The organism is Microbispora sp. NPDC004025, from assembly GCF_053604425.1.
On sequence record NZ_JBSGHN010000012.1, the window covers coordinates 241991 to 253333 of the forward strand.

Here is an 11343-nt window from a genome sequence, read left to right on the forward strand (position 1 = left end):
GGCGTGCCATTCCGCGTCCGACGATCATGATCGTGGGTGACTCGCTCAGCCACGGCCTGGAGGGCGACTACACCTGGCGGTACCGGCTGGCCCGCCACTTCGCCGCGTGCGGCGCGCCCATGCGGTTCGCCGGGCCGTGGACGGGCACCTGCGCCCTGCCCGACCTGGCGCCCGAGGAGGGCGCCGCCGAGGTGCGCGCGGGGAGCTACCGCCCGGGGATCGCCTTCCCCGGTGACCGGCATTACGCCCGCTGGGGCGGCCTGATGGACGAGGCCAGGGGCGGCGTCGCGGACGCCGTCGCCGCCCACCGGCCCGACCACCTCATGGTCGCGCTGGGATTCAACGACCTGGCCTGGGGCGTGAGCGGCCCCGAGCGGCTGCTGGCCCACGTCGGGGAGTTCGTGCGCCGGGCCCGCGAGGCCCGTCCGGACCTGCGGTTCCTCGTGGCCGACGTCGTCCGGCGCACTCCGCTGCCCCACCTGCCGCACCTGCCGGGGATCGTCGAGACGTACAACGCGCGCCTGCCGGGCGTCCTGGCCGCCTTGTCCACGCCGGACTCCCCCGTCGTCCCCGTCGGCCTCGCGGCCGTCTACGACCCGTACGCCGACACCTACGACGGGCTGCACCCCAACAGCGCCGGCGAGTTCAAGATCGCCAAGGCGTTCGCGGACGCGTACTCCCGGGCCTTCCACGGCGGGCGGCTGAACTTCACCGCGCCGGTTCCCGCCGCCGCCGATCCGCTCCCGATCCGCCCGCCCGGCGAGCTCGCCGTGGCGGTCAGCGGCTCCACGGCCCGGGTCTCCTGGTCGCGGGTCTTCGGCGCGAGCGGCTACTGGCTGGACCTGCGCGACGTGGACGCCGGAACGGAATTCGAGCGCTCGCCGCTGCCGATCGCGGCCTGCGGCTGCGACCTGCGGCTGCCCGGCGAGGGGACCTACGAGGTGCGGGTGAGCGCGGCCCGCGGCGACCAGGAGACGGCGCCGACGAGAGCCGTCCGGTTCGCCTGCCGCGTGCCCGCCGCCTCGCCCGGGCTTTTCCCCGAACCGGTGGACCGCCGACAGTATGACTGGGTAGCCTCCCAAGTATGACCAAGAAGATTACGATCTCCTTGCCGGACGAACTGGCCGACGAGGCGCAGGCGTCCGGCAACGCCTCGGCCTACATCGCCGCGGCGCTGCGGGAGCGACGGCGCATCCAGGGCGACCTGGCCATCATGGCCGATTTATGGGGGCCGGGCTGGCAGGACGGGATCACCGATGACGAGAGCGCCCGCGCGGCGCGCCTGATGACGGGCGGCGCCAAGGCGGACGCCGCGTGACCGACCCCGTCCCACCGGCCGGCGTCCTGTCCGGCCACGTGCTGGACCTCGACGCCGTCGTCCACCTGATCGAGGGCAAGAGCATGTACGGCAGGGCCGTCGTGCGCCAGTCCTCGGCCCACGGCGTCACCCTCCTCGTCCCCGCGCTCGCCGTCCAGGTGCTGTCGCTGGGCCCCGTCCAGCCCCGGCTCGAACGTTTCCTGCGCATGTCGATGGTGGTCACCGGCGCGCTCTCCCCCGACGACGCCGTCGAAGGCGGCCCGTACGCGCAGGCGATCATGGCGAGCCTGCGGCGCCACCGGCCGGCCGTCGCCGACGCGCACCTGCCCGACGTCCTGGTGGCCGCCCACGCCGCCGTCCACGCCACCCGCCGCGGCTGGCGGATCATCACGGCGACCCCCTACCTGTACGAGGGCCTCGACATCCGCCTGGAGATCCTCCCCTAGGCGTGCGGACGACGGGGCCACGCAAGCGCCAGCACGCTCAGCCCGAACATCAGGACGCCCAGGGGGAGATGGACCGACGGCACGTGCGCGATGCCGAGCACGACCTGGACCGAGGCGAGCACGAGGAAGCCGGCCGCGTGCCAGATCGGCCGGGGCGAGCCGCCGCCCGGCTTCCACGCCAGCACCGCCGCGAGCAGGTACAGCATCGACGCCCCGTACATCACGCGGGCTCCGATGCTGTGCAGCGTCTCTCCGTAGGACGAGGTCAGCAGCAGTCCGGCGGAGACCGCTTGGAGGAAGATGGTCAGGGTCTGCAGGGTGATCGCGATCCGCAGGAACGAGAAGGCGCGCTGTGCCGTCGCCGTCTGGATGGCCATGTCAGGGTCCCCTGTTCCGCCCCGAGGGCAGTAGATCGATATGGTCTCACCAGCCCGACGACGTGGGCCTGCGAAAGGTAAGGCGAAGGAGCCGCCGGGATCATGGGGATGGCTGGGACGAGCATCGACGAGGTGGCCGGCGAGCGGCGCCAACTGATCAACGTCGCCTACCGGTTGCTCGGTTCGCTGGCCGAGGCCGAGGACGCCGTTCAGGAGGCCTACGCGCGCTGGTACGCGCTGCCGCGAAGCCGGCAGGAGGAGATCGTGTCCCCCGGCGCCTGGCTGACGACGGTGACCGCGCGCGTCTGCCTGGACCTGCTCGGCTCGGCACGGGCCCGGCGTGAACGCTATGTCGGCGCGTGGCTCCCCGAGCCGCTGCCCGGGCCGCCACACGAGTCGCTCCATGAGTCGCTACATGAGTCGCTGCACGGCCGCGCCGGGCGGGACCGCGGCCACGGCGCCGACCCCGCCGACCAGGTGGTCATGGACGAGTCGGTGACCATGGCCTTCCTCGTCGTCCTGGAGTCGATGACGCCCGCCGAGCGGGTGGCGTTCGTCCTGCACGACGTCTTCCGCTATCCCTTCGCCGAGATCGCCGGCGTCCTCGGCCGGACCCCCGCTGCCTGCAAGCAACTGGCGGCCTCCGCCCGGCGGCGGGTGACGGCCGCGCGCGCACCGGTGACGGCGGCCGGGCAGGCCGGCGTGGTGCGGCATGTCAAACAGGCGTGGGAGACGAAGGACATCGCGGCCCTCGTCGAACTCCTCGACCCGGCCGCCGTGATGACCGCGGACGGCGGCGGGATCGCCGGCACCGCGCTGCGCCCGATCGAAGGCGCCGCGCGCATCGCCCAGTACATGGTCGCCATCGCCGGCAAGGCTCCGGGGCTCGAACTCCTGGAGCGGCCGGTCAACGGCGTGCCGGGCCTGGTGGCCCGGAGCGCCGGCGTCGTCATCGCCGTGGCCTCGTTCGATGTCGCCGACGGCCGCGTCGCCCGGATCTGGGCGGTCCGCAACCCGGAGAAGCTGCGGCCGTGGGCGCGCGACGGCTGACACTCCGGTCCCGGCTCGGGTTTCAGATCAGCCCGCGCTCCATGGCGACGACGACGGCCGCTGCCCTGCTGTCGACGCCGAGTTTGGCGAAGACGTGCTTGAGATGCGTCTTCACCGTCGTCTCGCTGATCAGCAGGGCCCTGGCGATCTCCTTGTTCGCCGAGCCCCGCGCCACCAGGCGCAGCACCTCCAGCTCGCGCGGGCTCGGCGCCTGCGCCGCGGGCCTGCCCATCAGCGCCGACGCGACCGACGGGGCCAGGACGGCTCCGCCCGCGGCGGCCGTGCGCACCGCCCGGTGCAGTTCCTCACGCGGGGCGTCCTTCAGCAGATAGCCCGCCACCCCGGCGGCCATGGCCCGGGCCACGTCGGCGTCCGTGTCGTAGGTGGTCAGCACGACCACCTTGATCTCCGGATGGTCCGCGCGGAGCCGCTCGATCGCCCCGACGCCGTCCAGGCCGGGCATGCGAAGGTCCATCAGGACCACGTGCGGCCGCGCCCGCCTGGCCATGGCCAGCGCCTCGAACCCGTCGGACGCCTCCGCCACCACCTCGATGTCCGCCACGTGGTCGAACATCCCGCGCAGTCCGTCGCGGACCACCGGATGGTCGTCGACGATCATCAATTTGAGGGGATCCGCAGGCACAGCGCCGTCCCCTCCCCCGGTGCGGACTCCACGGTCAGCGTGCCCCCGACGCCGCCGGCCCGCTCCCGCATGGCCGCCAGCCCGTACCCCGCACCGGGCGCGTCCGGGTCGAAACCCACCCCGTCGTCGAACACGTCCAGCGTCACCTCGTCGTCCATGTAGGTCAGCGTGATCGCGACCCTGCCCGCCCGGGCGTGCCTGGCCGCGTTCGACAACCCTTCCTGCGCCGCCCGCAGCAGCGTCGTCTGCACCTCGCCGGGCAGCGGCCGGGGCGTCCCCTCCACCGACACGGCCGCCGCCACCCCCGACGTCCGCGACCACCGCGCGGCCACCTCCGCGAGCGCCGCCTCGGGACCCGCGCCGGCGAGAGGGCCCGGCCGCAGCGCGTCGACCGAGCGCCGCGCCTCCCGCAGGTTGTCGCGCGCCAGCTCCTTGGCCAGCGCGATCCTCTTCCGCACGGCGTCCGGGTCGGGCATCGCCTGCTCGGCCGCCTCGAGCTGGGTGACGATGCCGCTCAGCCCCTGGGCGAGGGTGTCGTGGATCTCCCTGGCCAGCCTCGCCCGTTCCTCCAGCACCCCGACCGTCCGGTTCTGCGCGCTCTGCCGGGACACGTAGTCGACGAACAGCCCGATCGCCACGACGAGGCCGGAACTGCCGACGAGCCGCCACAGGGCGCCGGGCTCGTCCAGATGACCTCTGGCGGCGAACGTGCTGAGGACCGTCGCCACCGCCCCCACGTACGACCAGGGGCTCGCCAGCATCAGGTACGGCTGGGGCATGAGCCCGAAGACGACCACGTCGAAGGACCGGTCCCGCATCACCAGCACGATGTAGAGCGCGCAGAGGACCGCCAGGTGGAACGCCATCGGATTCGGCCGCCCGAGCAGACTCGGCCGCCGCGCCACGAAGAAGCCGTGCCAGCCGGCCATGAGCGCCACGATTCCCAGCGTCGGCAAGCCGGGGCCGGCGCCCTCCCCGGACGAGAGGACCAGTCCGAGTGCCAGGCAGGCGTAGTACAACAGGTGGAAGGCGCGCAGCCAGCGCGCCTCCCAGACGTTCACGTCCTCACTCCCATCGGAACAGCGCGGCGCCGGCGGCCGTGGCCGCCACGATTATCCCCGCCAGGATCAGCAGGGGGAAGATCGCGGCGGTGCCGGACCAGGCGTCCCCCAGGGCCTCCACGGCCGGGGTCAGGGGCAGGAAGTCGCCGATCTGACGCAGCGAGCCGGGCAGGGCCTTCCTGGGCACGGCCGCGCCGGACAGGAAGATCATGGGGAACATGACCAGCATGCCGATCAGGCTCGCGCCCCTGGTGTTGCGCACGACGGCGGCGATCACGAAACCCAGCGTGCACACCATCACCGAGCAGAGCAGGAAGGCGGCGGCCAGCATGAGGACGTCGGCGGGGGCCTGCGCGCCGAACACCGTGATCGACACGGCCACCAGCAGCACGGAGCCCGCCAGGGCCGCGGCGACCTGTGCCACCAGCTGGGCGCCGAGCAGCAGCACGGGCGAGATCGGCGTGGTGGCCAGCCGCTTGAGCACCTTGCGCTCGCGGTAGGAGGCCAGCAGGCCAGGCAGCGCGCCCATGCCGCCGATGGCGGCGATCATCGCGAGGTAGCCCGGGACCGCGCCGCTGTCGCCGCGTTTGAGCACCAGCAGCATGAGGGGGAAGGCCACCATGAAGAACAGCGAGGCGGGGTCGCGCGACAGCAGCCTGAGCTCGGCGGCCGTCAGAGCCGTGAACGCCTTCATCGGTCCACTCCTTCCAGGGCGAGGTAGGCCTCTTCCAGCGAGGCGGTACCGGTCCGGGTCATGAGCTCGGCCGGGGTGCCCGCCGCCTGCACGCGGCCGCGGGCGAAGACGGCGACCCTGTCGCAGAGCGCCTCGATCTCGTCGAAGTAGTGGCTGACCAGCACGACGGTGGTGCCCGCCGTCCTCAGGTCGTCGATCAGCCGCCAGGTCTCCCGGCGCGCGATCGGGTCCAGGCCCGTGGTCAGCTCGTCGAGCACGACCACCTCGGGGTCGCCGACCATGGCGAGCGCGAGCATCAGCCGCTGCTTCTGGCCACCCGACAGGTCGCCGAACGCCTTCCGCGCCAGCGGCCGCAGGCTCCAGCGATCCATCACCCGCCGCCAGTCGGCCGCGTCGCGGTAGAGGGAGCCGAACATGCGCAGCGCCTCGGCCACCTTCATCCGCTCGGGCAGCGAGCTGTCCTGCAGCTGCACGCCCAGGCGCTGGGCCAGGGCCCGCCGCCGGCGCGCCGGATCCTCGCCGAGCACGCGGACCGTGCCCGCGTCGGCTCGCCTGAGCCCGATCAGGCACTCCACGGTCGTCGTCTTGCCGGCGCCGTTGTGGCCGACGATCCCGAACGTCTCACCGGCCCGGACCGCGAACGTCGCCCCGTCCACGGCGTGGGTGCCCCCGTAGGTCTTGCGGAGGTCTGTCACCTCGATGGCTTCCATGCCTCGAGATTCCCGGCGGCGCCGTTCGCGCGGCATCACCCGACACGTCGCCCGGTATCCCCCGTTCGGAGGATGGCGACGCGTCATCGCAGGTCAGGGGGTACTGCCGGACAGGCCGGGGTACCAGCAGGGCATGGCCGGCCTTCCGGCGTACGCGCCGATGATGGCCCAGCTCGGGCGGCTGCCCGAGCCCGAGGGCGACTACGCGCACGAGATGAAGTGGGACGGGGTCCGCGCCCTCGGATACGTCGAGGACGGCGCGCTGCGGCTGATCTCCCGCAACGGCAGGGACATCACCGCCGCCTACCCCGAGCTCGCCGGTCTCGCCGATGCCACGGGCGGCCAGGCGGCGGTGCTCGACGGGGAGATCGTTGCCTTCGACGAGCAGGGCAGGCCGTCGTTCGGGGCGCTGCAGCCGCGCATGCACCAGCGCAACCCGCTCAGGATCAGGCAGCTCGTGGTCACCACGCCCGTGACGTACCTGCTGTTCGACGTGCTGCACGTCGGCGCCGCCACCGTGATCACCATGCCCTACGCCGAGCGGCGGCGCCGCCTCGACGGCCTCGTCCACGCCGGCCGCCACTGGGCCGTCCCGCCCCACTACACCGACGGGGGCGAGCACGCGCTGGCCGACTCCCGGCGGATGGGGCTGGAGGGCGTGGTGGCCAAGCGGCTCGCCTCCCCCTACCGTCCCGGCCGCCGCTCCCCCGACTGGGTGAAAGTCAAGAACGTCCGTACGCAGGAGGTCGTCGTCGGCGGCTGGCGGGCCGGAGAGGGTCGCCGCGTGAACACCGTCGGCTCGCTGCTCGTCGGCGTGAACGACGACGGCGGGCGCCTGTGGTACGCCGGGAGCGTCGGCACCGGGTTCACCGACGAGGCCCTGCGGCGGCTCGGCGAGCGCCTGGCCCCGCTGCGGCGGGACACGCCCCCGTTCGAGGGGATCACCCGTGAGGAGGCCAGGGGCGGCCGGTGGGTGGACCCGGTCCTGGTCGGCGAGGTGCAGTTCGCCGAATGGACCGGCGAGGGGCGGCTGCGCCATCCCTCCTGGCGGGGCCTGCGCGACGACAAGGACCCCGGCGAGGTCGTCCGCGGGGAGGGATGACCGCGCCGGGTCACGTCGAATCACGCGGCACTGCGGCGCCGCGACGCCAGCACGCCGAGCAGCACCGCGCCCGCGAGGAACGCGACGTTGTGCGCGTACTTCGCCACCGGAGTGACCTCCCCGAGCGGGACCGCGAAGAACCCGACGGCCGCACGCGCGGTCAGGGTTCCGGCGGCGAGCGCGGCGGTGTGTCGGACGGTCCACCCGGGCGACCGGGCCAGACGGGCGACGACCGCTCCGCACAGAGCGGTCACCGCGAGCCCGGCCGCGACCCCGGCCCAGGTCGACGGCAGGAAGTTGAAGACGAGGCCCGCCACCAGGCCGCCCGCCGCCACGACGATCGGCCGGGGGGCAGCGTCGTTCCGCTCGGCACGGCGCCGTGATCGTCGGGTCAGCGCGAAGAGGACCAGCAGCGCGACGGCGGCCAGTGATCCCCCGATCTGGGCGGCAGAGGCGTGATACTGCTCGGTCCGCAGGTGGTCGCGCAGGACCAGCGCCGCCGCCGCGAGGTACAGCACCGCGGCCGCCACCAGGCCGGGCGTTCGCAGCCAGGGCGTACGCGACAGGCGGGGGCTCAGCCCCTCCGTCAGCGCGATCGGCACGCCGAAGCTCCAGATCGCGTGGCCCGCGACGAAGGACAGCGTGGTGTGGGCCGCCAGTCCCAGCGGCGCGACGTACGTCGGGCGGACCATCTCCTCCCAGTACGGGATGTCCCGATAGCCCTCGCTGAACAGGGACTGGTCGACGACGCCGGCCTGCAGCACGCCGAAGGCCGCCGCGAGGGCGAGGATCGCCGGCCAGCCCAGGCCCAGGCGGCGGGCCGTCTCACGGATCAGCAGGGCGGGCGCGCCGTACAGCGGGCCGAAGATCAGCAGTCCGGTGGCGAGCGCGAGCGGGTCGCCCGTGCTGTCGTCGTAGCCGGTGACGTACTCGGCGCACATCGGCGCCAGCACCAGCAGCCCGGCGGCCGTGGCGAGACGCCGCGGATCAGGCTTCGTCATCGCGCCTCCAGGCGGCGGCGAGCACGACGGCGCCGACGACCGCGACGAGCAGGTTGGCGTAGATCTCGTAGCCGGTCAGGAAGTCCAGGCGCGGGATGACCTGGCGGTTGAAGACGTTGAGTATCGCGCCCCAGAACGGCTGCACGGCCAGGTGGTCGATGGTCCCGCTGATGCCCGCGGCGACCAGGAACGCCCCGGCGAGTCGGATGACGTTGCGCATGACGCCGACGCTAGGGACCGGCGGACCCGCCGGGGATCGGGCGTCGGCATCCTCCCGTCCGCCGAAGGTCGCGTGCGTACGGCGTGCCCGCCGGCCGAAGTCGGACGGCGCCCGACTTCGGTATGGTCTTCGCCGCACGGCCGTGAGGACGCCCTCCGCCGGGTCGTACGCTGCGGGGGTTATGGATCCCTCCGCCGCCCCACAGCACCGGCGAACCCGGCGCGACTGGCTCGTGGACACGGCGATGTTCGTGCTCGCCGTCGCCTTCGGCTTCTACACGTCGGTGGAGCGCCTGCACGCCGCGCCCCTGCCGCCGGCGTGGCTGTTCACCCTCGACCAGTTCGTGAGCATGCTCGGCTGCGCGGCGTTGTGGCTGCGCCGCAGATGGCCGGTCGGGCTCGCGGTGACGCTCGTCGCGCTGTCGGCCGTCTTCGAGGTGATCGCGGGCCCGATGCTGGCCGCGCTCTTCTCCGTCGCGGTCCACCGCCGCCCGCGGACCTCCGGAATGGTGTTCGGGCTCAGCGTCCTCGCCGCGGTCGTCTTCGCCTGTCTGCGCCCCGATCCGGACATGCCGCCACTCGCGCTGCTGACGCTGGGCCTGGCCCTCCAGGGCGCGGCGGTCGGCTGGGGGCTGTTCGTCCACCACCGGCGCCGTCTCGTGCTGGCCCAGCGCGACCGCGTTGCCCGGATGGAGACCGAGGCGAGGCTGCGGGCCGAGCAGGCGCAGCACCAGGTCCGCGAGGCCATCGCCCGCGAGATCCACGACGTGCTCGGCCACCGGCTGTCGCTGCTGAGCGTGCACGCGGGAGCGCTGGAGTTCAACCCCGGCGCCGACCCCGCCGACGTCGCCCGCGCGGCGCGGGTGATCAGGGAGAGCGCGCACCAGGCATTGCAGGACCTGCGCGAGGTGATCGGCGTGCTGCGCGCCCCAACCGGCGAGCCGTCCGCGCCCACGGGGCCAGGACTGCCCGCTCTCGCCGATCTGCAACGACTCGTCGCGGAGTCGGGTCAGGCGGGCATGCGGGTCGAGCTGTGCGACGACCTCGGCGCGCGCGAGACCGTCCCGGACCGGACGGGCCGCACCGCCTACCGCGTCGCGCAGGAGGCCCTGACCAACGCCCGCAAGCACGCGCCGGGGGCGCCCGTCCGCCTGCGGCTGACGGGCGCGCCCGGCGAGGGCCTGACGGTCGAGGTGGTCAACGACGCCCCCGCCGCCGTCGCCCCCGCCGCCGCCGTCGCGCCGGACGCCGCCGGTGGGGGCCACGGCCTCGCCGGCCTCGCCGAGCGGGTCACGCTGGCAGGGGGACGGCTGGAGCACGGGCCCGTGAACCCAGGCGGCGGGGGCCCGGGTGGCTGGCGCGTGCGGGCCTGGCTACCGTGGCCCACATGATCATGCCGGCAGCCGCGCCGATCGGCGTGCTCATCGCCGACGACGACCCCCTGGTCCGGGCCGGCCTGGTGATGATGCTCGGCGGCGCCCCCGACATCCGTGTCCTCGCCCAGGCCGGGGACGGTGCCGAGGTCCTGCCGTTGGCCGCCCGGCACCGCCCCGACGTGGTGCTGATGGACATCCGGATGCCGGTCATGGACGGCCTGGCCGCCACCGAGGCGCTGCGCGCCCGCGAGGGCGCGCCCGAAGTGATCGTGCTGACCACCTTCGACGCCGACGAGCACGTGCTGCGCGCCCTGCGCGCGGGCGCCGCCGGGTTCCTGCTCAAGGACACCCCGCCCGGTGAGATCGTCGACGCCATCCGCCGGGTGGCCGCCGGGCATCCGGTCCTGTCGCCGGCGGTCACCCGGCGGCTCATCGCCCGGGTGGCCGAGGACGGTCAGGACCGGCGGCGGGCCCGGGCCGCGGAGCGCCTGGCGCTGCTCAACGATCGGGAGCGGGAGGTCGCGGTGGCGGTCGGCCAAGGCAGCCCGAACGCCGAGATCGGCGCCCGGCTCCATTTGAGCGTCCCCACCGTGAAGACGCACGTGTCGAGCATCCTCGCCAAGCTCGGCCTCAACAACCGCGTCCAGATCGCCCTGCTCGTCCACGACGCCGGGCTGCTCGACGATCCGACACAATGATCACATGACGGCGGACGGCGGCACGCGGTGGAACCACAACATCCACTACCACCCGCTCATCCTGCGCGCGGTCCCCGGCGGCGCCCGGAGCGCCCTCGACGTCGGCTGCGGGGAGGGCACGCTCGCCCGTGCACTCCGCACGACCGTGCCGCACGTCACCGGCATCGACCTGCACGCGCCCAGCGTCGAGCAGGCCCGCGCGTACGGCGACGACGTCGGCTACGCCCTCGGCGACTTCCTCACCCACCCCTTCGAGCCCGCCTCGTTCGACGTCGTCGCGTCCGTCGCCACCCTGCACCACATGGACGCCGCCACCGGGCTGGCCCGCATGCGCGACCTGCTGCGCCCCGGCGGCCTGCTGGCCGTGATCGGCCTGGCCCGCAGCGCCATGCCCCGCGACCTGCCGCTCGACCTGGCCGGCGTCGTCGCCCACACCTTCCACCGCGTCAGGAAGGGTCACTGGGAGCATCCGTCCCCCACGGTGTGGCCGCCGCCGGTGACGTACCCGCAGATGCGGGCGCTGGCCGCCGAGATCCTGCCCGGCTCCCGGTATCGCCGTCACCTGCTGCTCCGCTACAGCATCGTCTGGCGCAAACCCGGAAACTGAACTACCCGATCCGGTACGGCTCGGCCACCTCGGCGCGCAGC

General features: G+C 73.8%; 15 protein-coding genes. 8 read left to right on the plus strand and 7 right to left on the minus strand.

The window, feature by feature from the left end:
- The first annotated feature begins 32 nt into the window (after positions 1-32).
- The 3 genes from ACWEQG_RS27635 to ACWEQG_RS27645 are packed head-to-tail and all read left to right on the plus strand — an operon-like array spanning position 33 to position 1764.
- Positions 33-1088 carry a GDSL-type esterase/lipase family protein gene (locus ACWEQG_RS27635; RefSeq protein WP_452289062.1) on the plus strand — a complete coding sequence of 352 codons (1056 nt, stop codon included), beginning with the start codon at positions 33-35 and terminating at the stop codon, positions 1086-1088.
- Positions 1085-1318: a ribbon-helix-helix domain-containing protein gene (locus ACWEQG_RS27640; protein WP_452289064.1), complete on the plus strand. Its 234-nt coding sequence runs from the start codon at positions 1085-1087 to the stop codon at positions 1316-1318. Before ACWEQG_RS27635 ends, ACWEQG_RS27640 begins: the two co-directional genes overlap by 4 nt.
- Positions 1315-1764: a hypothetical protein gene (locus tag ACWEQG_RS27645; RefSeq protein WP_346226666.1), complete on the plus strand. Its 450-nt coding sequence runs from the start codon at positions 1315-1317 to the stop codon at positions 1762-1764. Before ACWEQG_RS27640 ends, ACWEQG_RS27645 begins: the two co-directional genes overlap by 4 nt.
- Here ACWEQG_RS27645 and ACWEQG_RS27650 read toward each other — a convergent pair.
- Positions 1761-2141 carry a hypothetical protein gene (locus ACWEQG_RS27650; RefSeq protein WP_452289066.1) on the minus strand — a complete coding sequence of 127 codons (381 nt, stop codon included), beginning with the start codon at positions 2139-2141 and terminating at the stop codon, positions 1761-1763. The genes ACWEQG_RS27645 and ACWEQG_RS27650 overlap by 4 nt on opposite strands.
- A gap of 102 nt (positions 2142-2243) precedes the next feature.
- On the opposite strand from ACWEQG_RS27650, the gene sigJ reads away from it, so the two are divergent.
- Complete coding sequence (sigJ, locus tag ACWEQG_RS27655; RefSeq protein ID WP_452289068.1) at positions 2244-3191, plus strand: RNA polymerase sigma factor SigJ; 948 nt, start codon at positions 2244-2246, stop codon at positions 3189-3191.
- Positions 3192-3213: 22 nt separating this feature from the next.
- Here sigJ and ACWEQG_RS27660 read toward each other — a convergent pair whose 3' ends face one another.
- The 4 genes from ACWEQG_RS27660 to ACWEQG_RS27675 are packed head-to-tail and all read right to left on the minus strand — an operon-like array spanning position 3214 to position 6299.
- A complete protein-coding gene (locus ACWEQG_RS27660; protein WP_452289069.1) occupies positions 3214-3810 on the minus strand; it encodes a response regulator in 597 nt (198 codons plus the stop codon).
- Entirely contained in the window at positions 3810-4895 is a 1086-nt protein-coding gene (locus ACWEQG_RS27665; protein ID WP_452289071.1) for a sensor histidine kinase, read from the minus strand. The genes ACWEQG_RS27660 and ACWEQG_RS27665 overlap by 1 nt, the downstream gene beginning before the upstream one ends.
- Before the next feature lie 4 nt (positions 4896-4899).
- Entirely contained in the window at positions 4900-5589 is a 690-nt protein-coding gene (locus tag ACWEQG_RS27670) for an ABC transporter permease (RefSeq protein ID WP_452289072.1), read from the minus strand.
- Positions 5586-6299 (minus strand): ABC transporter ATP-binding protein, encoded by a 714-nt coding sequence (locus tag ACWEQG_RS27675; protein ID WP_452289074.1) that lies wholly within the window; start codon positions 6297-6299, stop codon positions 5586-5588. The genes ACWEQG_RS27670 and ACWEQG_RS27675 overlap by 4 nt, the downstream gene beginning before the upstream one ends.
- Before the next feature lie 133 nt (positions 6300-6432).
- Here ACWEQG_RS27675 and ligD point away from each other — a divergent pair, with 133 nt between their 5' ends.
- The gene (gene ligD / locus ACWEQG_RS27680; RefSeq protein WP_452289076.1) at positions 6433-7401 is read left to right on the plus strand and encodes a non-homologous end-joining DNA ligase; all 969 of its coding nucleotides are present in this window, start codon (positions 6433-6435) and stop codon (positions 7399-7401) included.
- Positions 7402-7421: 20 nt separating this feature from the next.
- Here the strand turns inward: ligD and ACWEQG_RS27685 are convergent, their stop codons facing one another.
- The gene (locus tag ACWEQG_RS27685) at positions 7422-8402 is read right to left on the minus strand and encodes a hypothetical protein (RefSeq protein ID WP_452289078.1); all 981 of its coding nucleotides are present in this window, start codon (positions 8400-8402) and stop codon (positions 7422-7424) included.
- Positions 8389-8622: a hypothetical protein gene (locus ACWEQG_RS27690; RefSeq protein WP_452289079.1), complete on the minus strand. Its 234-nt coding sequence runs from the start codon at positions 8620-8622 to the stop codon at positions 8389-8391. The genes ACWEQG_RS27685 and ACWEQG_RS27690 overlap by 14 nt, the downstream gene beginning before the upstream one ends.
- Before the next feature lie 181 nt (positions 8623-8803).
- On the opposite strand from ACWEQG_RS27690, the gene ACWEQG_RS27695 reads away from it, so the two are divergent.
- From ACWEQG_RS27695 to ACWEQG_RS27705, 3 genes are read left to right on the plus strand one after another with little or no spacing between them, the layout of a single operon-like run.
- Positions 8804-10012: a sensor histidine kinase gene (locus ACWEQG_RS27695; protein ID WP_452289081.1), complete on the plus strand. Its 1209-nt coding sequence runs from the start codon at positions 8804-8806 to the stop codon at positions 10010-10012.
- Positions 10009-10695, plus strand: coding sequence for a response regulator (locus ACWEQG_RS27700; RefSeq protein ID WP_452289083.1), 687 nt, complete (start codon positions 10009-10011; stop codon positions 10693-10695). The genes ACWEQG_RS27695 and ACWEQG_RS27700 overlap by 4 nt, the downstream gene beginning before the upstream one ends.
- 4 nt (positions 10696-10699) lie before the next feature.
- Positions 10700-11302: a class I SAM-dependent methyltransferase gene (locus ACWEQG_RS27705; protein ID WP_452289085.1), complete on the plus strand. Its 603-nt coding sequence runs from the start codon at positions 10700-10702 to the stop codon at positions 11300-11302.
- The last annotated feature ends 41 nt before the right edge of the window (positions 11303-11343 follow it).